This window comes from Bacillus sp. FJAT-18017 (assembly GCF_001278805.1).
Lineage (GTDB): Bacteria > Bacillota > Bacilli > Bacillales > Cytobacillaceae > Bacillus_D.
The window spans coordinates 2,152,541-2,174,839 of record NZ_CP012602.1 but is presented as its reverse complement, the minus strand read 5'-3'; the positions used below and the strand labels follow the sequence as shown (position 1 = coordinate 2,174,839).

The 22,299-nt window shown below is 42.3% G+C and carries 23 protein-coding genes and 1 riboswitch; of the genes, 2 read left to right on the top strand and 21 right to left on the bottom strand.

Annotation, left to right across the window (positions count from 1 at the left end; all coding sequences use genetic code 11):
- Nucleotides 1-43: 43 nt before the first annotated feature.
- Nucleotides 44-292: a ferredoxin gene (locus AM500_RS10010; RefSeq protein WP_053599082.1), complete on the top strand. Its 249-nt coding sequence runs from the start codon at nucleotides 44-46 to the stop codon at nucleotides 290-292.
- A gap of 628 nt (nucleotides 293-920) precedes the next feature.
- Here the strand turns inward: AM500_RS10010 and AM500_RS10005 are convergent.
- The 17 genes from AM500_RS10005 to AM500_RS09925 all read right to left on the bottom strand — a co-directional run bounded on the left by AM500_RS10005 (nucleotide 921) and on the right by AM500_RS09925 (nucleotide 17,122).
- Entirely contained in the window at nucleotides 921-1,496 is a 576-nt protein-coding gene (locus tag AM500_RS10005) for an ECF transporter S component (RefSeq protein ID WP_053599081.1), read from the bottom strand.
- Between the two features lie 158 nt (nucleotides 1,497-1,654).
- Nucleotides 1,655-1,788, bottom strand: a riboswitch (FMN riboswitch).
- A gap of 104 nt (nucleotides 1,789-1,892) precedes the next feature.
- Nucleotides 1,893-2,660: a peptidoglycan DD-metalloendopeptidase family protein gene (locus tag AM500_RS10000; protein WP_082347190.1), complete on the bottom strand. Its 768-nt coding sequence runs from the start codon at nucleotides 2,658-2,660 to the stop codon at nucleotides 1,893-1,895.
- Between the two features lie 383 nt (nucleotides 2,661-3,043).
- Nucleotides 3,044-4,210 (bottom strand): hypothetical protein, encoded by a 1,167-nt coding sequence (locus AM500_RS09995; RefSeq protein WP_053599080.1) that lies wholly within the window; start codon nucleotides 4,208-4,210, stop codon nucleotides 3,044-3,046.
- Nucleotides 4,185-4,736 carry an RNA polymerase sigma factor SigX gene (sigX, locus tag AM500_RS09990; RefSeq protein WP_043934007.1) on the bottom strand — a complete coding sequence of 184 codons (552 nt, stop codon included), beginning with the start codon at nucleotides 4,734-4,736 and terminating at the stop codon, nucleotides 4,185-4,187. The genes AM500_RS09995 and sigX overlap by 26 nt, the downstream gene beginning before the upstream one ends.
- A gap of 306 nt (nucleotides 4,737-5,042) precedes the next feature.
- Entirely contained in the window at nucleotides 5,043-6,821 is a 1,779-nt protein-coding gene (locus AM500_RS09985) for an ATP-binding protein (protein ID WP_053599079.1), read from the bottom strand.
- Nucleotides 6,818-7,534, bottom strand: coding sequence for a response regulator transcription factor (locus AM500_RS09980; protein ID WP_053599078.1), 717 nt, complete (start codon nucleotides 7,532-7,534; stop codon nucleotides 6,818-6,820). Before AM500_RS09980 ends, AM500_RS09985 begins: the two co-directional genes overlap by 4 nt.
- Nucleotides 7,535-7,788: 254 nt before the next feature.
- Nucleotides 7,789-8,955 carry a c-type cytochrome biogenesis protein CcsB gene (gene ccsB / locus AM500_RS09975; RefSeq protein WP_053599077.1) on the bottom strand — a complete coding sequence of 389 codons (1,167 nt, stop codon included), beginning with the start codon at nucleotides 8,953-8,955 and terminating at the stop codon, nucleotides 7,789-7,791.
- Nucleotides 8,936-10,591, bottom strand: coding sequence for a cytochrome c biogenesis protein ResB (gene resB, locus AM500_RS09970; RefSeq protein ID WP_053599076.1), 1,656 nt, complete (start codon nucleotides 10,589-10,591; stop codon nucleotides 8,936-8,938). Before resB ends, ccsB begins: the two co-directional genes overlap by 20 nt.
- Nucleotides 10,592-10,611: 20 nt before the next feature.
- Complete coding sequence (resA, locus tag AM500_RS09965) at nucleotides 10,612-11,136, bottom strand: thiol-disulfide oxidoreductase ResA (protein ID WP_053599075.1); 525 nt, start codon at nucleotides 11,134-11,136, stop codon at nucleotides 10,612-10,614.
- Nucleotides 11,137-11,235: 99 nt separating this feature from the next.
- Entirely contained in the window at nucleotides 11,236-11,973 is a 738-nt protein-coding gene (gene rluB, locus AM500_RS09960) for a 23S rRNA pseudouridine(2605) synthase RluB (protein WP_053599074.1), read from the bottom strand.
- A gap of 222 nt (nucleotides 11,974-12,195) precedes the next feature.
- Nucleotides 12,196-12,723, bottom strand: coding sequence for a spore maturation protein (locus AM500_RS09955; RefSeq protein WP_053599073.1), 528 nt, complete (start codon nucleotides 12,721-12,723; stop codon nucleotides 12,196-12,198).
- A gap of 4 nt (nucleotides 12,724-12,727) precedes the next feature.
- A complete protein-coding gene (locus AM500_RS09950; protein WP_053599072.1) occupies nucleotides 12,728-13,315 on the bottom strand; it encodes a nucleoside recognition domain-containing protein in 588 nt (195 codons plus the stop codon).
- Nucleotides 13,308-14,459 carry a D-alanyl-D-alanine carboxypeptidase family protein gene (locus AM500_RS09945; protein WP_053599071.1) on the bottom strand — a complete coding sequence of 384 codons (1,152 nt, stop codon included), beginning with the start codon at nucleotides 14,457-14,459 and terminating at the stop codon, nucleotides 13,308-13,310. The genes AM500_RS09950 and AM500_RS09945 overlap by 8 nt, the downstream gene beginning before the upstream one ends.
- Before the next feature lie 291 nt (nucleotides 14,460-14,750).
- On the bottom strand, nucleotides 14,751-15,239 hold the full coding sequence (locus AM500_RS09940) for a DUF3907 family protein (protein ID WP_053599070.1): 489 nt from the start codon (nucleotides 15,237-15,239) through the stop codon (nucleotides 14,751-14,753).
- A gap of 72 nt (nucleotides 15,240-15,311) precedes the next feature.
- A complete protein-coding gene (locus AM500_RS09935) occupies nucleotides 15,312-15,728 on the bottom strand; it encodes a hypothetical protein (RefSeq protein WP_053599069.1) in 417 nt (138 codons plus the stop codon).
- Nucleotides 15,729-15,783: 55 nt separating this feature from the next.
- Nucleotides 15,784-16,362 (bottom strand): SMC-Scp complex subunit ScpB, encoded by a 579-nt coding sequence (scpB, locus tag AM500_RS09930; protein ID WP_053599068.1) that lies wholly within the window; start codon nucleotides 16,360-16,362, stop codon nucleotides 15,784-15,786.
- Complete coding sequence (locus tag AM500_RS09925; protein WP_053599067.1) at nucleotides 16,349-17,122, bottom strand: segregation/condensation protein A; 774 nt, start codon at nucleotides 17,120-17,122, stop codon at nucleotides 16,349-16,351. Before AM500_RS09925 ends, scpB begins: the two co-directional genes overlap by 14 nt.
- Nucleotides 17,123-17,334: 212 nt before the next feature.
- On the opposite strand from AM500_RS09925, the gene AM500_RS09920 reads away from it, so the two are divergent.
- A complete protein-coding gene (locus tag AM500_RS09920; RefSeq protein ID WP_053599066.1) occupies nucleotides 17,335-17,865 on the top strand; it encodes a DUF309 domain-containing protein in 531 nt (176 codons plus the stop codon).
- Here the strand turns inward: AM500_RS09920 and AM500_RS09915 are convergent, their stop codons facing one another.
- The 4 genes from AM500_RS09915 to AM500_RS09900 all read right to left on the bottom strand — a co-directional run bounded on the left by AM500_RS09915 (nucleotide 17,866) and on the right by AM500_RS09900 (nucleotide 22,281).
- A complete protein-coding gene (locus tag AM500_RS09915; RefSeq protein ID WP_053599065.1) occupies nucleotides 17,866-18,237 on the bottom strand; it encodes a GNAT family N-acetyltransferase in 372 nt (123 codons plus the stop codon). It abuts the gene before it with no gap.
- Between the two features lie 477 nt (nucleotides 18,238-18,714).
- Nucleotides 18,715-20,049, bottom strand: coding sequence for a diaminopimelate decarboxylase (lysA, locus tag AM500_RS09910; RefSeq protein ID WP_053599064.1), 1,335 nt, complete (start codon nucleotides 20,047-20,049; stop codon nucleotides 18,715-18,717).
- A 197-nt stretch (nucleotides 20,050-20,246) separates the two neighbouring features.
- The gene (locus AM500_RS09905) at nucleotides 20,247-21,725 is read right to left on the bottom strand and encodes a spore germination protein (protein WP_053599063.1); all 1,479 of its coding nucleotides are present in this window, start codon (nucleotides 21,723-21,725) and stop codon (nucleotides 20,247-20,249) included.
- Nucleotides 21,676-22,281 carry a stage V sporulation protein SpoVABEA gene (locus AM500_RS09900; RefSeq protein ID WP_053599062.1) on the bottom strand — a complete coding sequence of 202 codons (606 nt, stop codon included), beginning with the start codon at nucleotides 22,279-22,281 and terminating at the stop codon, nucleotides 21,676-21,678. Before AM500_RS09900 ends, AM500_RS09905 begins: the two co-directional genes overlap by 50 nt.
- Between the last annotated feature and the right edge of the window lie 18 nt (nucleotides 22,282-22,299).

Genomic DNA, 22,299 nt, shown 5'->3' with positions numbered 1-22,299 from the left:
TTGCGGAGAAATAAATTGTTCACACTAACGGGAGGGTTTTTTCATGGCCAAGTATACGATTGTAGACAAAGAAACTTGCATTGCATGTGGTGCATGCGGAGCTGCTGCACCAGACATCTATGATTATGATGATGAAGGCATTGCATATGTAACACTTGATGACAACGAAGGTATTGTTGAAATCCCAGATGTTCTGATCGATGATATGATGGATGCTTTTGAAGGATGCCCAACTGATTCTATCAAAGTTGCTGACGAACCTTTTGACGGCAATCCAACGAAATTCGAATAAATCTTTATCTGAACGTACATAAAGAGGCTGTCCCAAAAGAACACTTTTGGGCGCCTTTTTTTGTTAGGTAAATAGTACAATTTCATTTCCGCTGAAGGTACTTTGTCAAATCAAATGGAATGACTGTTTTAATCGCCTTTCCTTAAGAGGCCTGTCCAAAAACAGTGTGGACCTGGCTCTGTTTTTCTCATCCCACAATTTTTAAAAAAGCCGCTAACATTGAAAAAAAACAAGTAATTAGGTTAAGAACAGAGGGAAACCCAACACGAACGAAAAATTGTGGAGTTTTATTAAATATCAACCAATAGCCATAAAGTGAATCTTCCAACAGTGAGGGTTTTCCTCATCCCACACTGATGGATAGCCGCGCGGAGCCCAATTGGTTCAACTAAGCCGCTGAAGGGCACAGCGGCAAGTTTCACTTTAATTCACCAATCGGACCTTTACGGGCAGTTGATCCCCCACCTATCTTCTTCGCGAATCTTGGGGTGGGGGTCTTACTGCCCGTTAAGAGTGGGATAAAACAGTAAAGGCTGTCCCAAAAAGTCATCGTTCAACGACCTTTTGGGACAGCCTCTTTTATATTTTTCAGCTCAAGCATTGGGGCTGTCTGCATGATTTATCTTAATTAAGCAAGTACCCGCTGCCTCTCAATCCAAAAACTCATTCTTAGGTAAAGCGGCAGGAACAATAGGGAAACAATAAGCCCTTTTAATATATTAAATGGCAATATGAACAGGACAACACTCTTTAAAGCTACTGAATCCGCCATTGCAGGGGCATTCAAAAACCATGTATAAGCTGGCAGGAATAAAAAGTAATTCAATATGCTCATCAATACCGCCATAGTGACGGTTCCTGAAATCAGCGCCAGAGACAAGCCTTTTTTTGTTTTAATTCTGTCATAAACATAGTAGGTTGGTAAAATGAACAGAATTCCCGCGGCAAAATTTGCGATATGGCCTACAGGCACTCCTGTCTGGCTGCCTGTCATAAACCAGTCCAGTACATTCTTAATTAATTCCACCAGCACTCCGGCCAACGGGCCAAAAGCAAGTGCCGCTAAAAGAGCGGGGATGTCACTGAAATCAATCATTAGGTAGCTCGGAAAAACCGGCAGCGGGAAATTCAGCAGCATAAGTACATAGGATATGCTGCTTAGCATACCGATCATGACCATAGTTTTTACATTAAGTTTCTTCATTTCTTCCTCTCTCCTTTGTGTCCATCACTAAAGAAGAAAGATTCCGCAAAGCTGGCCATGCAAATAAAAACCCCCAAGCAGGATTGCTTGAGGGAGAATTTCACAAAGGCAAGCTTAATAAACGTTCAAAATATCAAAATTTGAAACGTCCGCTGAACCTCCATCTTCTCCCATCCAGACTTTACTGTCGGTTTTGGAATCGCACCAAATCCTGCCTTGCGGCTCGCGGACTTAAAGTTAACATTAACTCATCACCGCCGGTCGGGAATTACACCCAGCCCCGAAGATAGACAATATTTAATTACCACTTTATTATACTGAAAAAGCAGTACTATGGAAAGAGAAAGAGCTTGAACAATTTTGTACTTTTAATGAACAAGGAAAATGCCAACCGAATTACTCATTGGTTGACGAAATCCTCATAACATTAGTAGCTGTTTCTGCACCCCAAGAAATCTCCAGTTTCTGGCCAGGTCGGATAATCGTATCCTCCAGCTCATTTAAATCAATAAGCTGTTTAACAGACAGTCCGTTCTTTTGTGCTATTCCCCAAAGCGTTTCACCAGAGGAGACTATATGGATACCGTTCCCTGCATTATGCGGCTTCCCACCAGCCTCAATAATACTTTTAGGCTTGGTAACCGGAATTGCTGCCATGTTTTGGCCAACTTCAATTTTCCCCAGCAGCGACTCGGGATTTACAGCGTTTTCTTTCTGGAATGTCCATTCTTTTTCGTGAAGTTCAAAATGCAAATGAACACCAGTCGAATATCCCGTGTTTCCCATTGTCCCAATTTTCTCCGCTTTTTTAACGTGTTCGCCCTCTTTCGCCATTCGCTTCTCCAAATGGGCATATACAGACTCGAAACCATCCTTATGCTTTATTAAAATCACATTTCCATAGGAAGCAGAGAGATACGATTTTGTAACGATACCATCTTTTACAGCCCTTACCGGCACTCCCAATTCACCTGCTATGTCAATCCCCTTATGGGAACCACCTCTTGTCCCAAAAACATCGGTTATCACACCTTCTGTAGGAAGTACCCATTCAGTATCATAATAAATCTCACTTGCTTTTGCCTGGCTTCCTCCAATAATAAGCAATGATACACAAACTCCCAATATTCCTGCAATTAAAAAACGAACTATGTAATCTTTCACGAAAATCCTCCTCCTTGTTACACGCACTATCCACCATATGCAGTTCCCACTGGTTTCAGAACGGCAAATGGCACATTTGTTATAATTTGGAGTCTTCGCTATAGTTATTCATAAAAAAGAAAATTCCCACAACAAAAGCGCAAGCGCCTTGGCCATCGCCGTACAAAATGGAGGGACTTCGACTGAGATAAAGGAATCACGAAGAGCGAAAGTGATTCGATGATGACTTATCGTAGGGAGGAGGCCTGAAGTTTGCTAGGCGATAGGCGCTGGAGCTAGACGTAGATACGCTCAGTAAAAAAAGTTATCCACAGTCGCGAAAATTATAATTTCCTTAAACACAAAGAAAAAGCCCGCCTATGACTAGGCGGACTTCCTGATTATCATTCGATCTTCATTTTATTTGCCCCAACGGGAACATTTATTTCCTGATTCAAGAGGAATGGGCCCAGATTTTCAATAGGCGCATTATTAATTTTAACTTTAGTAAAACCAAAATCCTTTGCTGTTAAGAGTAATGCCTCAAATGAATGCAAGGTTGCCGGGTCGTTTTTCAAATCTGAATCATCTGCAAGCGACAAATAGAGTATCTTTTCTTTTAATGTAATTTCTTTCACCTTAAAGGTTGGAGGCAAGGAAGGCTGCAGGCCATTTTGGAAATCATCCGTTTTCATCGCTTCAATTGCTTCATTGAAATTCTTGAATTGCTCAGAAGTAGGGACCATATATGGAACATCCTTACCCTCCTGATGTACGAACAAATACGCACGGTTTCTTTTAACTTCGACAGAGTCGGCTTTACGCTCACCATAATTGCTTAAATAAATCCCCGGCTTTCCATTCGTTTTATATTTAATTTTAGATACTGAATCCGCAGCATTCGCAGCGACATTTTCATTAATCGAATTTATAAACATCGTTTCGGGAGCTGCTCCCAAATAATTATGCTTTTCTGGAATATTTACAACAAACGTATCGTTTCCTTCAAGAGCTACATCCATTGGATAAAATTCTGACAATCCCCATTCTTCTTCTTTCAGGGATTGCATTGCGGTTTTAAGGGAATCTACCCAACTGCCGCCTTCTTCGGGTACTTTTACAGTTACAGGCACTAAATTTTGAATTTGACCATCAGGCACATAAATAGTAACGGCCCGTTCACTTTCCCCTACTTCTTCTGCATATAGCGCTGAGCCAGTATCCCCATCGCTTTCACCAACCATGGCAATCATTGGATTATTATCGCTCTGATCTTTCTTTTTATTATCGTCTGTTCCCACTAGATTTGTTTGTGAACTCTTATCGTCTGCTGTTGAAGTCTTGTTTCCGTCACCACTGAGATTGAAAGAGCCAGGCGAGATGAGTAAAAACAACAGGACCGCTGCTGCAGCGGCAGCAATTCCAGGCATTATCCATAAGCCTTTGCGTTTCTTCTTGATTTTCATTGAGATATTCTGATAAATATCCCGCGGGTCGCGATCATCGGTTACCTTCGGCATATTCCTGATGAGTTCTGCAACTTCTTTATCGCTCCACCCTCGCTTGTTCATCCACAAATCCCTCCGTTTCAAAAAGCGATTCCATATGGGCTTTCAGCACTTTAATCGCCCTGTGCTGGGTGGTTTTGACCTTGCTCTCGGTCCAGCCCAATACTGTTGCTGTCTCCGCTATCGACAAATCATTAAGATACCTCATAATAAGGACAGCGCGTTGGTCGTGTGTGCATAAATCAAGACACTTAAACATTCCCTTGATTTCTTCCCTTTGGAGGGCTATTTCCTCCGGAAGCGGCTGATGGTCTCTTACTTGAGCTGTCGACCAATCAAATTTTTCCAGAAGTTTTTGCTTCCAGCCTTTTTGCTTGCGAAAATGATCAATGGCGACATTCCTTGCAATCGAAAAAAGCCATGTTTTCTCACTGCTTTTCCCCTCAAAGCGTGAGTAAGACCGCAGAACCCTGATATATACTTCCTGTACAAGATCTTCAGCCTGTTCTTTGGACCGGACCATGTAAAACAAGAATTGAAAAACCTCTTGGTGATATTTTGTATATAGTTCAGTAAAAACGGAGTCCATTCAATTTTCCTCCCCGTTCGTATTTTTAGACGTAAACGCCTGCTTAAAGTTACACTCTTTAATATAGTCCGTTTTGTTACAAAAAGGAAGGAAAATATTACAATTTTATGTCATTCATTTTGCAAATCAATAACAGAAAAATGTATCGAAATCATCAATACCAGATTCGGATATGGTTCATAGAAAGAGAGCCATATCACAGGTTCAATTTTATATAATTACGCAAAGAAAAACCTGCACAAATAAGTGCAGGCTAAAATGTTTCCCGTGTATCAAGATTTTGCACCACATTTCTGGCTATTCCTTCTATTTTCGAGGAATGAAGAAGGAAAATGTCGTGCCCTGTCCAAGCTTGCTCTTTACAGATATATGGCCTTTATGTGCGTCAATAATATTTTTTGCAATAGCGAGTCCCAGGCCTGTTCCAGCACGTCCGCGTGTTCGGGCCTTATCCGCCTTATAAAAACGCTCAAAAATAAAGGGCAAATCTTCTTCAGGTATTCCCGAACCAGAGTCGGCAACCTCAACTTCTACTCCCTTTTCATCGCTCTTCACAGTAACTTTTACTGTGCCGTCTTTAGGGGTATGTCTAATTGCGTTATCAATCAAATTCGTGAAAACTTGTTCAATTCTGTCTCCGTCAAATGTACTATGATATTCGGAATCATTTATTTCAGCTGTTAGGAAGATATCATGATCCTTAGCCAAACCTTGAAATTTCCTTAAAATACGGCCAATAAAGGGAGCAACCGGTATCTCGTCCATATTCAGTTTAATATTCCCGGATTCCATTCTGGCAATATCGAGCAATTCATTGACCAGCCTGCCCATTCGAAGTGATTCATCATAAATAACTTTTGCCATTTCTTTTTTCTCTTCATCAGTACCTGCAATATCATCAACAATTGCCTCACTATATCCCTGAAGCATGGAGATGGGCGTCCGAAGTTCATGTGATACATTAGCGATAAAATCTTTTCTCATTTTATCCAGCTTCCGTTCCTCAGTCATATCACGGATTACAGCAACGGCGCCTCTGATAAACTTAGAACTATACAAGGGGCTGACCAGAATTACCCAACTTCGGCCAAGCAAAGAAATTTCCCCCATCTGTTCACTTTCGGTATCGACAGCTTGTTGGAAAAGTTCCATCACTTTAGAAGGTACTTCCTCGGTACCTCCATCATTTGAACCTTTATCATAATACCAATATTGCAAAAACCGATCTGCTGGAGGATTTGTAATTAGAATGGTTCCATCCCTATTAAAGGTAATGACTCCATCTGCCATGGAGCTAAGAATGCTGGCCAATTGTTCCTTTTCCTGATTAAGTGCATTCATATTGAATTTAAGCTGCCTGCCCATCTGATTAAAGGCTGTGGCAAGTTCACCAATTTCATCATTGGTCAGAATCGGAACCTTTGTATCAAATTTGCCTCTGGCAACTTCAAACGCTGCTTCCCTCATTTTTCGAAGCGGGGAAGTAATTCTTGTTGAGAGGAAAAATGCGAATATTGTAGTTAGAACAATCGCAACGCCGGCCACTAACAAAATGAATTTCGTGGTATCTCGGGTTGTATTCTGGACGACTGAAATGGACTGATAAATGAAGACAGCTCCGTTGTCTTCCCCAATAAGCTGGAGAGGAACACCGATTATTGAATAATTTGGCCCATCTTGTCCAGGTTTAGATGAGAGAGTAGTAACTTTATTGGCTGTGACGCCCTCTTTCAGTACCCTGGACAAGTCAGGATCGTTGGAAATATCCGTGATGGTCAACTTGCTTTTATCTTCCGTATTTGGCGAATAATATACTTCATTGGGACTTTTAATGATCACTGCCTTAGTGACATTATCCAGGATTTCCCATGAAATCTCCAATCCTAGCGAAGTATCGTCATTCTCATGTTTTTTTAAGACGTTTGCAATTTTCTCGGCTGTATGGGTTAAATCATTCCTCGTTTTTATAATGCTGTCATTTTCAAAAAACTCAAGCAGCATGACAGTGAGGATGAACAGCACAAAAGAAACAAGTAAAAGAATGGTAAACCAAAGTTTACCTACGACACTTCGAAGGAAAATCATTCATTCACGACCTCAAACTTATACCCTACTCCCCATACGGTCACAATCATTCGTGCAGCCTGCTCGGAAACTTTATTCAGCTTTTCTCTTAAGCGCTTCACGTGTGTATCTACAGTACGTAGATCGCCAAAGAATTCATAATGCCATACCTCTTTAAGCAGCTGTTCCCGGTCAAATACTTTGTCAGGGGATTTTGCCAAAAAGTACAGTAATTCATATTCTTTAGGTGTAAGGCTGACTTCTTTTCCATCCGCAGTAACACGGTGTGCATCATTGTCAATTGTTAAATGCGGGAACACTATGACATCCTTAGTTGTCGTATCTGTTTGCAAATAGCTGGTCTGAGATGACCGGCGAAGCAATGCTTTTACACGCAGGACAACTTCCCGGGGACTGAATGGCTTTACAATGTAGTCATCTGTTCCTACTTCAAAACCCTGGACACGGTTTACTTCTTCGCCCTTCGCAGTAAGCATGATGACAGGGGTTGCTTTCTTTTCACGTAGTTCACGGCATACTTCTATGCCGTCTTTTCCAGGCATCATCAAATCGAGCAGGATGACATCATAGTCATTTGCTAGTGCTTTGGACAATGCTTCATTTCCATCTTCCGCTTCGTCGATTAAGAATTCTTCACGCTCAAGGTACATTTTTAAAAGCCTGCGAATACGTTCTTCATCATCAACAACTAAAATTTTTACGTCTTTTTCCATTGTTAAAATCCCCCCATGCAAATAGTTTACAGAATGAAAGATAAATTTCCAAATTTAATCGGTTACATAAGCACCTGCACAGCATTTGCATGCGGGGCTTTACTGTGAAGCAAAACTAACTGGTTGGTGATCCCGCCTTTATTGATAAAAGGCAACTGTGTGAATATGAGCTTCTCACAGGTTGGCGGCCCTCTCTAGATTTGGTAAAAGAGGGCAACCATTTCATACGGCGTTATACGGGAGCTTACGCTTTTCTAGGACCCGGCGTAGGAGTGGAGGCCGGCGATTACCAGGTTGACTGCAATCAGATTGAACATGATTATTGCAAAACCTATGACTGCAAGCCACGCTGATTTTTCTCCATGCCAGCCTTTTGAGAGCCTGAGATGAAGGAACGCTGCGTAGAACAGCCATGTAATCAAGGCCCAGACTTCTTTTGGATCCCAGCCCCAGAATCGTGTCCAGGCAATTTGTGCCCAAATCATCGCAAAGATTAATGCCCCTAGGGTAAAGACAGGGAATCCAATCAAAACGGACCTGTAGCTAATTTCATCAACAAGATCAAGATTGACGTTTTTCACCAGCGGTTGGAGAGCTGCTGAAATTCTCTTTCTTAAAATTAACCTAATGAGCCCATAAAGGATTGTGCCGCCGATTAAGGACCAAAGCACAGTATTCAACTTTTTCGAATTAATAATGGCCGGCATTTCCACAAGCGGTTCAAACTTCCCATCTGTTAGAAGTTCTCCTTGATGTGGTCCCACCAGTGCGGGCATATGGAATTCAATTTGAGCGTCTTTACCGGATTTATCGACCCAATTGAACTCTGCCTTGTATCCGGCAGAAGAAAAACCAACCGCTACCGCAATAAACCCAAGGACACAAACCATTGTGAACATAATGGCCTCAAGCCAGAATGTTCTCTTATTAGATTTTGTCTGATCAATAACTCTTATTAGATAAATCAATCCAGCCGCGAAACTTATTGCAAGTATTGCTTCCCCAAGTGCAGCAGTGGTAACGTGGATTTGCAGCCAGTAGCTTTTCAGCGCCGGTATTAGCGGACTGATTTCTCTTGGAAACATACTTGCATATGCAATCACTAGAAGCGCAACCGGCATTGTGAACAATCCAAGTAAAGCCGATTTATAAATAAAATATATGAAAATGAAAGCGCCGACAAGGGCCATTCCGAAAAATGTTGTAAATTCGAATAGATTGCTAACCGGTGCATGCCCCGCGGCAATCCATCGTGTAATAAAATATCCCAATTGCGAGATGAAACCGGCAATGGCGGTAAATATGGCCGCCTTACTCCATTTGCTCGTCTCCCCAGTCTTAATTGCCCCACCAAATAAGAAAGTAGCAATCAAGTATAAAATGAATGCTATAAATAATAAATTACTGCTTAACTCCGCCAAGGTCCACCCCTCCTTCTGGCTTCTCGTCCTGTAACTGGTCATCAGGCATCTGTAGATTAGTATTTTCTATAATCTGCCCGATTTCCCGCTTTATGCCGTGCCAGTTTTTATTCGTATGTGCTGCTATCCAAATATCCCCGTCCCGTTTTTGGATCCAAATCCTGCGATGATTCCAGTATGCACCCTGAACGACACCAATCATGAAGATTAAACCACCAAGAGCAAGCACCCAAAGTGTATGGTCTTTTCGGACAGTTAATGCTGAAACATTTTTAGTCTCTACATTTTTAAATTCCATCTTATATTTGTTATCGCCTTCAGGCTCAATTGTCTGCTGGATAGCAGCAAAACTAACCTCGCCTTCAGGTTTATCCGGTGTAATCATATCAAAAACAAATGCAGGATTATTTGGTACCCGTGATTTTGTAATAGGCTCCCCATTATCGCCAAATTCAAAGTCAGGATAATAGCCAAGAAGTTTTACAGAAAAGCCCTCTCCCAAGTCATATGTCTTCTTAGGCTCATAAAGGTCAACCTTAACATCCCCAAATTGCTTCCCGGAGTTTTTATCTGTAAGAGCGAACGTCATTGAACTCAGTTCGTTCAGCTTATAATCAACCTGGTAAAGCGCATAGTCATCAAATTTAAGAGGTTCATTGACTCTAATCTCGGATTCTTTCAGTTTCTCAAGCTCAGGATCTTCCCCAGGGAGAGAATCTGCAGATTTTTTATATAAAACCACATTTGATTGGTATGTCTTTGCCACAGTACCAGCCCGGTCAAGCGCTTCACTGAATACTTCGTCCTCATTCTCCTTGTCATATACTTCAAGGATGAATTGATTGTTAGTCAAAAAATATTGGCTTTCAGTACCTGGTATCTCCAATGTTTCACCTTCGCGGATCCAAAGCACCCTATCAATATACATGCCAGGGACAAACCTGAGCATTCCGCCTATAAGAAAGATAATAAGACCAACATGGTTGACATAAGGGCCCCATCTGGAAAACCTGCCTTTTTCGGCCAAAAGGTTTCCGTTATCTTCCCGAACATTGTAGCGGCGTGCTTTAAGCTTTGCCGCTACATTTGCAATTTCGTCATCAGTAGCTGCGCCTTCTGAAATCCCGAATATCCTTTGCTTTTTCAAAAAACCATCATTCCGAATCACTCGTTGCGCCTTCAATGCGCGGTGAAGCGGAATAACTCTGTCCAGGCTGCATATGACCAGAGAAACTCCAATCATTGCAATTAGTATCAAATACCACCAGGAACTGTATAAGTTATGGAAACCAAGCAGAAAATAAAGCTTCCCCATCCACCCATATTCGTCCTCATAATATTGCTCAGGTGTCACTACATTCGGGATATACATCTCCTGTGGAAAAATGGTTCCAACCGCTGAAGCCACCAAGGTAATGATGATGAGCCATACGCCGACTTTTACAGACGAGAAGAAGTTCCAAATTTTATCTACGAACGTTTTGTTATACGTTTGCGAACGGCGGGAACTGCCCTCGTAACGCATATCATGCAATTTTTCCTGTTTGGCAACGTTTGACAAAGCACGCCCGCATGCCTCACAAAGGACTGTGCCATGTGGATTTACATGCCCACATTCACATTTAATTTGATTCATCATAAAAACTCCCTATACGCTTAAGGTTCTATGCTTTCCATATACTGCTTGACAGTCTCTTCAGTCAATTGGCCCGTATGATAGCGGACAACTTTCCCTTCCTTATCAATCAGGAATGTTGCTGGAAGGGGGTCGACCCCGTAAGCATTCATAACCTGCCTGCTTTTGTCGAGTACGACCGGAAAATCCAGGCTGTACTTTTCCGCGAAATTTCCGACTGCCAAATTGGATTCACCGATATTTACGGCCAGAACCGTAACCCCTTTATCCTTAAACTGGGCGTATTGGTTATTAATATAAGGCATTTCCTTTTCGCACGGTTTGCACCATGTTCCCCAGAAGTTAAGGAACACACCTTGTCCTTTGTAATCTGATAGCTTATGCTTTTTTCCCTCAAGGTCAGTAAGGACAAAATTCGGTGCCATGTCACCTGGTGTAACCCTGACACGATCCTCCTTTGTGAAGTTCGCATAGAGTGTGTATACAACGGCCGCAGCCAAAAGCACCAAGATCACCGACCTGATTGCCAACCGCCTTTTCTTCATTCCGCATCCCCCAAAATTCTTGCATGTTTTTAATTGTGTCTAAATTATAACATTTTTCACCATGCAGACAGTGTTATCGCTTTCCTAATTGTGACAGGATTATGAATTTTTCTTATCCGCCTGCATTCCTAATGCCCGCATCTGCTTAACTTCGTGCGGAGTCAGCTCCCGCGCTTCCCCTGCCTTCAAGCCTGCCAATGTTAAAAAACCATACCGTTCTCGCTTTAATTTAATTACTTTATGCCCGATAGCTTCAAACATCCTTCTTACCTGCCTATTTCGTCCTTCATGGATTGAAATTTCAATGATCGATGTTTGCTTCTTTTTGTCAACGGAAATCATTTTAATCTTTGCGGGTGCTGTCATTCCATCCTCTAGTTTGATGCCTTTTTCAAGCTTCCTAATTTTTTCTCTTAGCGGAATGCCCTCAGTTTTGGCAACGTACACCTTCTCGATTTCACTTCGGGGATGCATAAGCAGATTTGCAAAGTCCCCATCATTCGTTAGCAAGAGAAGGCCCGATGTGTCGTAGTCAAGCCTGCCGATTGGATAAATCCTTTCCTTTAATTCCGGGAAAAAGTCAGTAACAGCCTTTCGCCCCTTGTCATCCTTGACTGTAGAAATAACTCCGCGCGGCTTATAAAAAAGAAAGTAAACGGGCTCTTCACTTTCAATTTGAACCTCATTCACTTCAACCCTATCGGAAGGGGTAACCTTTACACCAAGTTCGGTAACGACCTTGCCGTTCACCTTGACTCTTCCTTCTTTTATAAGCTCTTCTGCTTTCCTTCTCGAAGCCACACCTGCTCTGGCAATAATCTTTTGCAAACGTTCCATATATGCCACCTCTGTTATTTCTAGCATTATTATCGTGCAATTGTATTCTAATGAATTATGACATAATTTTGTCCGAATTCAAAGCTTGAAAACCCATTTGGCAGCAACATAAGAGGGTGAGGCCTTACAAATTTTCTTTTTATGCAAAATTATATTAAGGACTGCAACAATAACCGGGGGATTTTAAAAAAACAAAAAACCCGGGCATTGTGCCCAGGCTGGTTAAAATACAAGAATAGCAACAAAGATGGCTGCCGCAATTCCGACAACGTCCGCTAGCAAGCCTACCTTTAATGCATCCCCCATTTTTTTGATTCCCACTGATCCAAAATATACGGTTAACACATAAAACGTCGTATCCGTGCTTCCTTGCAAGATTGAAGCCAGCCTCCCTGGAAAAGAGTCCGGTCCGTAAGTTGCGATTAAATCAGTCGTCATCCCCAGTGCCGCTGTGCCTGAAATCGGCCGTATAAGAGCAAGCGGTACTATTTCCGCTGGAATCCCTGCGTCATTCAACCAGGGCCGTACCCAGCCTGTCATAGCATCAAGCGCTCCGGAAGCTCTGAAAATTGAAACAGAAACGAGCATTCCCACAAGGAACGGTATAATTGAAATCGCAATCTTAATACCTTCCTTCCCGCCTTCAACAAAGCTTTCATAAGTCGGAACTTTCTTGATTGTTCCCGTAATTAGGATGGAAGCAATAATTAACGGGATGAACCAGAGTGAAACTGCCGCCAATGTTTGCAAGCTATCACCTTCTTCGGCTGCGCCGCCAGTAATAATATCGGTCTATCAATAGTGCCCCAATGGCAGAAAATACTGTTGTAATGAGTGTTGGTACAACAATTTCAGCCGGGGATGCTGAGTTATAATTCATTCGGATTGCAATGACTGTTGTCGGCAATATTGTAACGCTAGCTGTATTAATAGCAAGAAAAGTAATCATCGAACGGCTTGCATGATCCCTTTGGTCATTCAATTCCTGTAGTTGTTCCATTGCTTTTAACCCTAGAGGGGTAGCCGCATTTCCAAGACCGAACATATTGGCGATAATATTTGAAAGGATATAGCCCATTGCCGGATGATTTGCTGGCACCTCCGGAAACAGAGGCTTTACTATCGGCTTAAATAGTTTGGCCATCGCTTTAAGTAAACCGGCCTCCTCGGCAATCCTCATCATCCCTAGCCAAAAGACAAGAATACTAATAAGGCCAATACATAATGTGACTGCATCCTTTGCTCCCTGAAAAATAGCCTGGTTTACTTCCTGCATTGTTCCGTTGAATATTGCAAATACAATCCCGACAACTGTTATTAAAACCCAGATATAATTAACCATTGTCCCGAATGCCTACTGCCAAACTAAAAAACCTTTTGAAGTTATCCATATAACCACTTTCCTCACCCTTTGACGGCTTGAAATATATCGGTACACTTCTCACTGCCCTTCCATCCAAGTAAATAACCGCCTTCCCGGCTAACGCTGAATTTCCTTTGTATACACCGGGAAATTTACCTGATTCCGGATGAAGCAATTTATATTTAACCTCAAACTTTTCGAGCTCTTCTTCAGTTGCTGGATAAACCGCTCTTTTCTTTGTAAAAATCTGACCATTTTTATAAGGCCTTTTTTTCAATAAAATTTCGCCTTTTGGAATGACTTCTGCCAAATCAAAGCTTGCAAAGCCAGATTCGAACATAGTCATATGGTCGTTCCAATCATCCGGGGCATTCAGTGTTACGGCAATCAATTCCATATCACCCTTTTTGGCCGTGGAAACCAGTGTCCGTTTGGCACGTTTGGTATACCCCGTTTTCCCTCCGGTGCTATATTTATACATAGACAGAAGCCGGTTTTTGTTTTTCCAGACCCGATCCCATCGTTCGCCAGGATTTGCCGCCCTATGTACTTCTGTAGCTGAAATTTTCTCGTACACTTTATTCTTCATGGCATACCTCGTTAATATAGCCATATCATAGGCGGTGGAATAGTGCTTTTCTTTGTTGTCAAGACCATGAGGATTGGAGAATACTGTGTTTTCCATCCCAATTTCCTCAGCTTTTTGGTTCATAAGAAAAGCAAAACCTTCCTCACTGCCTCCTACAAATTCGGCAATCGCCGCAGCCGCATCATTTCCCGACCGGAGCATCAGACCATAAACTAGATCTTCCAGCTTTATTTTCTCTCCCGGTTTCAAGTAGATAGATGAACCCTCAGTCCTTACCGCTTTTTCACTTACCGTTGCAACTTCATCCATTTTCCCTGACTCGATTGCAAGAATTGCAGTCATGATTTTTGTAATACTGGCTATCCGCATTGGTGTATAGGCCTCTTTTTGAAATAATACACGGCCGGACTCCTGCTCTATCAGAATAGCTGCCTTTGCGCTTACGGAAATAGATGCAGAAGCATTAGAAGGTAAAAGGCCGCTAATAACCAGTACGGAAATGATGAGGCAAAGAAAAGGTTTTATTTTTTTCATTACGGACTCCGACCCCTTCTCGAAAAAAAAGAATTTGTACAAGTTTATGCCAGGACATGGCCAATATGACCAAAAAGGCGGACAAGGAGTTGGAACTATCAATCTTATAAAAATTAATTTATAAAAACAATGAAATTCTGAATAAAAAGAAAGGCGGTGGAGCGGTGAAAAACAAAAGCTTGTATTTTTAATTCATGATAATGGGTGTGCGCAAGACCTACTCCATCACACAGCTCCGGCCGTGCACAAAAAAGCTGGCCCCCAAAAACTAGGGCCAGCTTTTTTCATCTATTATTTAGACTGCATCATTTTCGTACGGTAATCAGTTTCGTAATATTCAAGGTCTTCACGCATCTGCTGGAACCCCGCTTCAAGCCCCCGTAATACACTGGATACGGAATCTGGTACCGGCTTGTGGTACTTGATTGAATTCCTGCCTGTATAGGCACTTCGGCTATCCTCGTACCAGGCTCCATTTTTCGGCGAAAAGAATTCATCAATGCACTGATGATAAATTCGATACAGCGTTCTTTCGGCTGCACTCTTTTGGAAAGGGGTGCCCTGAAGCAGGACTGCGCATGTATCCAGGCTTTCTTCGCTATAAACTAACAGCTTTCTAAGCTGGGAAAGGATTGTCTGGTAATAGGATAATTTATCCTCATCCCCTTGTACAAGCGCTGAAAGTGTTGTCTCGTTGAGGAAATGTTCAATCCGTTTATTTGAATCTTTAAGAAATGCCTTGACTTCCCTCAGTTGCGATTCAACTAATGTATTAGCCATTTTTGCCCCTCCAAAGTATTAAATTATGTATTTAAATTTATACGGAAGCAGTCCCTTTTATTCTGTAAACGATTAAGAAGCCTGAACAAATTCGAGAGGGGAATTCATTTCAAAACTTCCCTTTGCAATGAGTGCCTCGAAAATTTCTGGCAGTTTTTCATAATTTATCCCCTGGAAATTGGCCGCGAATTCCTTTTGGGTATGAAGATAGAGACGTTTTCTGTTCCGAAGGCCTGGATTCTTTATCATACAGACGAGGGCGACTATATCCTTGAAATAAATGTCCTTGCCACTTACAGTAAATAAAGGATCATTTTCAAAAGGTACGAAATCGGTGAATTTTTCATCGAAATAGCGAAGGTAGAGGACATGCAGCGTCCTTTCTTCCCCATCCTCAACATACGTTAATTCGCTTCGATTGAAGAAATCCTCCGAGGTATTCGATTTCTCTTTTTCCAGTTCATAACCGCTGCTTTGTTTGATCAACATTTGGTTTCCCTCTCCTTTTGAACTTATTATCCATACTATACAACAAATATGAAAATTAAAGCTCCTGGAACTTTCCGAAAAATAAATCAGCTTCCTCCTGCTCAAAATCCTCTTCACCTTTGTCAGGAAGTGGAGGCAGTTCCTCAAGGCTTTTTAGGCCAAAGTAATCTAAAAATTCCTTGGTAGTACCGTACAGAATTGCACGTCCGGACCCTTCCGCCCTTCCCATTTCTTTTATAAGGGCTTTTGACATCAATGTATGCAGAGGACGCTCAGTTTTAACACCACGAATGTCTTCTATTTCTGCACGAGTAATAGGCTGTTTATAGGCTATGATGGCCAGTGTTTCAAGGGCCGCCTGCGACAGAGTCGATGTACCAGGCGACTCTACGAGCTTTTTCAAATAGGCTGCATTCTCTTTTTTTGTACCAAGCTGTACAGTCCCGGCTAGTAAAATAACAATTAAGCCCCTATTCTCATCCGCTTCCAATTTTTCTTTCATCTCATCGACAAGATTGGATGCCTGCTGTTCATCTACCTCCAATACACTTGCAATTTGCTTTATAGACAATCCTTCATCCCCCGCGGCAAATAAGAGGCTTTCAAGGATGCTATGATAGTTAACTATACCCAACTGCTACTGCTCCTTTCCTTGCGGGAATAATCTTGATGTCTCCAAAGTTTTCTGTTTGTTCCGCAAAGAGTTCGTCTCTCTTCATTAGTTCGAGAATGGCCAGGAAGGTTACCACAATATTTTCCTTCTCGGGAGACGGAAACAGCTCGAAGAAATCAACTCCCAACGGCTTCCCTTTAAGGGATTCCATAACCTCATCCATTCTTTTCTCGATAGATATTTCCTGGCGTGCTATTTTAGTGCTCACAGGCTTTTGGAGTTTTTTTCGTCTCATAAGTTTTTGATAGGCTCCAAGCATATCATAAATGGATGCAGAAGGAGCAGACGCCTTTTGTTGTATACCTTCTTTGGCAAAATCAGTCAGGTCACTAGGAGCCTTTGAATAAATCAGGCTCCGCTCTTCTTCCATTTCCTTTAATTCTACTGCTGCTTCCTTATATTTTCGATATTCAATCAGTCTTTCCACCAACTCAGTCCGAGGGTCTTCCTCGATAAGTGGTTCCATTTCATCATCGAATAGTTCTTCTTCATGTTTAGGCAGGAGCATCTTGCTTTTTATTGCAAGAAGTGTAGCAGCCATTACCAGATATTCACTCGCAAGGTCAAGCTTCAGTTCTTTCATTGTATGGATATAAATAAGATACTGCTCCGTAATTTGCGCAACAGGAATGTCATAAATATCTATTTCGAGGGTATTAATCAGGTGGAGCAGCAAATCAAGCGGGCCTTCAAAAGAATCGATTTTAACATTATAATGCATCATTTTTTCACCAAGCTCTGCAAATTTAATAATCCTGCTCATACAGAAGCAAGGATAGATTAGGAAAACATATATTACTTAGTATAGAGGATAAAACGGGCTTATCCAACAAAAAATTCTTATCAAACACTTCTTAATGGCGATTTAGCGGGATTCGCCCGGGCATTATGTTAAACTATACATACCCATTCAATGCAGCAGGAGGGAAATGAATGTACCCGGATCCATATATAGAATACCTTGCCCATTTTCATGGTGACCAGGACTTTTTTGAATGTCATGAAATATTGGAGGAATATTGGAAGGAAGTAGATTGTGGAAACAAAGAATCCATTTGGGTGGCTTTCATTCAGCTCTCTGTTGGCTGTTACCATTTTCGCAGAGGAAACGCAAAAGGAGCAGCCAGGATTTTGAAAAAATCCTTATCCATCTTTAAAAGCAGGGAAGAACTCCTTCCTTCCCTCGGGATAGACAGCCAAATGCTTTTCACCAATATTGAAAATTTAATAGAAGAAGCATGCTCCGGTAAATCTTTCAAAGGATTTTCCATTCCTATAGCGGATGAACAACTACATAATCTTTGGAAAATGGAATGTTTAAGGAAAGGTCACCAAACGGAAAATGCAGATTACATTCCGCCAAAGGCAATAATTGACCGGCATAGTACACGAGACCGTACATCCGTCATACTTGAAAGGGAACAAGCCTTAATGCTTAGAAAAGAAAAAGAGCGCAGAAAGTGATTAATTCTCACAATCTGCGCTTAGGCCGTCTTTACATTTTTCATAAAAGGAAGCTGTCACCTCGTTGGAAGTGATCGTTTTGTTTGGGAAAAGATCACCTAAAGCCTTCACCATATTATGGCCAATCCCCTGGTAACGATGGGATGGATTGACTGAAATATGATGGATTTCGGCTGTCACATCACTAGTATGAAACACGCCAATCAGCCCGATAATATCTTCCCCTTCTTTCCAAAGAAACAACTGCCATCCTTCGGCAGATTCATACTGTTTCATTGTGTGCTGAAGCTTTTTGATATCCTTCTCGCCAGGCATAAATGACAAGAGGCCCATGGCAATTTTTTCGAATTGTTTTTTGTATCGGATTAACATGTATGATCCCTCATTAAATTATAAATCCTAATCCGGTAAGTCACCGGTTAGAATTAGTATATGTAATAATACTTTCAGGTTGCGCCACATTTCATCATACCAAATCGAAGTCCATCGGAAACAAACAGCTGTTTGATTGCGCGCCGCCAATCAAGCGATGAAAAACCAATATATCAGGCCCCAAACGACCGCCAAAAGGAGAAGAACCACAAACAAAACACGATTTGACTTATCCCCCATCGTCCACGCCTCCAAGCTAAAGCATTTTCCAATGTTTATTTGTTGCGCACAGTCCGATTGATTTTCTAAGGCCCCTAGAAAAGTATTATTTCACCAATCGGACCTTTCGGGTCAGCAGCCTCAGGAGGAGGCTTGCCGGCCCTTAAGGTGAGGTAAATACCAATGTCCATCATTTTACACTATTATAAAAAATTTATCCATAACACCATCTCGAATGAAGAGCAATACGGATATTTGCTACTTTTTCGCAGTCTCTTTGCTGCTGGAACGGATAAATGGCAAATCATGGCGTATCAAATCTTCATATGTTTCCCTTTTTACAACTAGAGAAGCATGTCCATTTTCAGCAAACACAACTGCCGGCCTTGGTATTCTGTTATAATTATTGGCCATTGAATATCCATATGCCCCTGTACAGAATACAGCAAGAACTTCCTCCTCGCCAACTTCAGGGAGAGGCAAGTCCCAGATAAGCATATCCCCGGATTCACAGCACTTGCCTGCAACAGATACTGTCTCTTTCGGCTCGGCAAGTGGCCTGCTTGCCAATACGGCCTCATATTTTGCCTGATAAAGAGCTGGCCGGATATTGTCGCTCATTCCACCATCAACAGCCAGATAGTTGCGTACACCGGGAACCTCTTTGCGTGATCCCGTTTTATATAAAGTAATGCCCGCATCTCCCACCAGCGATCTGCCAGGCTCTATCCATATCTCCGGCATATCCATTTCATGCAGGGCAGCCTGATTTTTAACTTCAGCAATTATTTCGCGTACATAATGGGAAGGTGGTAACGGATGGTCGTCTTTCGTATAACGGATCCCAAAACCGCCTCCGAGGTTAAGAACCTTGGTCTTATAACCAAAGTTGCGCTGCCAGTCTGCCAATTTTTCAAAGATTTTTTTAGCAGCGAGAATAAAGCCTGTCGTCTCAAAAATTTGCGAGCCGATATGGCAATGAACTCCCAAAACATCAAATAATTCAAAACTGCTAGCTTCACGGACTGCTTCTTCTGCTTGTCCGTTTTGGAGGCCAAAGCCAAACTTTGAGTCTTCTTGGCCTGTTAGAATATAGTCATGGGTATGGGCCTCAATCCCTGGAGTAACTCGGAGCAGAATCTTTACGTTAGTATTTCGTTCCGAACAAATATCTTTTAGCAATTCAAGTTCATAAAAATTATCTACGACGATACATCCAATCCCTAATTCTATAGCAAGTTCAAGTTCTTCCCGGCTCTTGTTATTCCCATGGAAATGGATTTTTTCAACCGGAAATCCCGCAGCCATTGCTGTATAAAGCTCTCCCCCTGAAACAACATCAAGCGATAATCCTTCCTCTTCCGCAAGCTGGATCATTGCAATTGTTGAAAAAGCTTTGCTGGCGTACGCCACCTGCGCATTAACACCCTGTGTAATGAACTCGCGTTTAAAGCCTCGTGCCCGCTCCCTGATTAACGCTACATCATACACATAAAGAGGCGTACCGTACGTATTGACCAATTCAATAGCATCAACCCCGCCAATTTCGAGATTGCCGGCCTGATTAACTGCAATTGTCCCATAAAAATGCATAAGTCCCATCTCCCTATTCATGGCTTCTTCGTGTGTCTATAAACGGACTAATAAAGAAAAGACAGGCCCGCAGCAGGTACTGTCCAATAAATTTTTTGTTCACTTCCACCATATACCTGTGTAAAGCCAAAAGGGCAGCGCCCTCTTAAACATCGATAGTGATTACTTTAGCATATTAAAGTTCATCCTGCAACGGTTCATTTAGAAGGCTGCCGCTGGCGATTGCCAGCAAAGATAATTCTTGGCCTGAGTGTCGCCCCAGGGACTGCCCGCCGTACAATTATTTGCAATGCTGCTCTGGGCTCAAACGGTATAAACGGCCAAAAATACGGTATCTCAAATGACTTGATTCTGATTAAGAACAACAGATACACTGTCATGCCAATCACAAAACCCGGTAAATGGAAGAACGCTGTGATAATTAGCAAAAAGAACCTTGCTATTTTATTGGCGACGCTAAGCTCATAGCTTGGGGTCGTAAAGGTCCCAATACCTGATACCGCCACATATAAAATAACTTCCGATACAAAAAGCCCTACATCGACTGCAATTTGGCCAATTAGAACAGCTGCTACGAGGCCCATTGCAGTTGAAAGTGGTGTTGGTGTATGAATGGCTGCAATCCTTAAAAATTCAATTCCCAGGTCGGCCAAAAGCAACTGCACGATAATCGGGATGCTGCTTTTTTCATTTGGACCTATATAGGATAGATTCTCTGGCAGGAGGCTGGGTTCAATTACGAACAAAAACCAGAGTGGCAAAAGGAATATCGATGAGAAAATACCAAGGAACCTGGCCCATCTAACAAAAGTACCAACGGCAGGAGATTGCCTGTATTCCTCCGCATGCTGTACATGATGGAAATATGTTGCGGGTGCAATGATGACACTAGGCGATGTGTCCACATAAATTAGCACATGCCCCTCGAGCAAATGGACCGACGCTACATCAGCCCGCTCCGTATATCTGACAAGTGGATATGGATTGAATCCCTGATTGACTATGAACTCCTCCACTGTCTTGTCAGCCATGGGTAGCCCATCAACCTTAATTTTTTCTATTTCCTTTCTAATCTTTTCAACAAGGCACGGGTCTGCTACATTCTCGATATATCCGATTGCGATATCAGTTTTGGAGCGTTCCCCTACTCGCAGGATTTCAAATCGGAGGCGTTCATCACGGATTCTTCTTCTGGTAAGAGCAGTATTCAGAATAATGTTTTCAACAAAGCCGTCCCGAGAACCCCTGACAACCTTTTCCGTATCCGGCTCCTGTGGCTGTCTGCCTGGGTATCCCCTTGTATCTGCAGACAGACCGACCCCTTCACCTTCAATAACGAATACAATCATACCTGAAAGGACTGCTGTCACAAATTCCTCTAGTGTACGAACCCTATTGACAGTCTGATGTACAAGATGCTGTTCAATGAATGGAAAAATACCCGAAGACAATTTCCCTTTAGAGTCACCTTCAATCAGTTCTTCCATGATTTCCATAATATAAGAGGTGTCACACAAGCCATTCACATAATAAAAATGCACATCTTTGCGGAGGACCCGGAGCTTGCGAACCCCGAGATCAAAACTCTTTCCAAGTCCTGCATTTTCCTTCATGTACGACTCTATTTCATTCAGTGATTTGGGAAGGAGCCCCTGCTCTGTTTTCTTGCCCAACATCATAACCGCTCCTTTCAAGAATAAGCTCGACAGCCTTCCTTGTAATGGGGGAACCTGAGGAAAAATGATCTCTTCTAGCCATTTTTCCTATATCCCCGATTCCCACAATGATTGGCACATTAAGTCCATCAAGGCAATATACGGTATCCCCATATATTCTTCCAATATCCATTTCCTGAACTCCGTGTTTGTCCACACCATAAGGGGTTAATTCCCCGTCCCGATCAATGCATATGTCAACCTTCGTCCACTCTGCCTGGTGGGTTTTGGAGGCAACAGCGATGATGCCCAGGACCTCGATGTCCGGATGGGAGGCAACATATTTTAATGCAGTCTCGCCTGCCCCTTCCCCAACTAGTCCGCTATCATCAAACATGACGAGAACTGGATCATTTGTAGCGAGTTTAATTAAGGCTACAATTTCAGGGCCGCTGAGTATAGAGGGGTTGCCAGATGATAGAGAAATGCTTCGCCCCCCAACTTCCGCTGCGACGCACTCTACTGCCTTTCTTGCATATTCATCACCATCTGTAATGAGTATGACTCTTCTTTGCATTCAGCAACCACCCCCAAC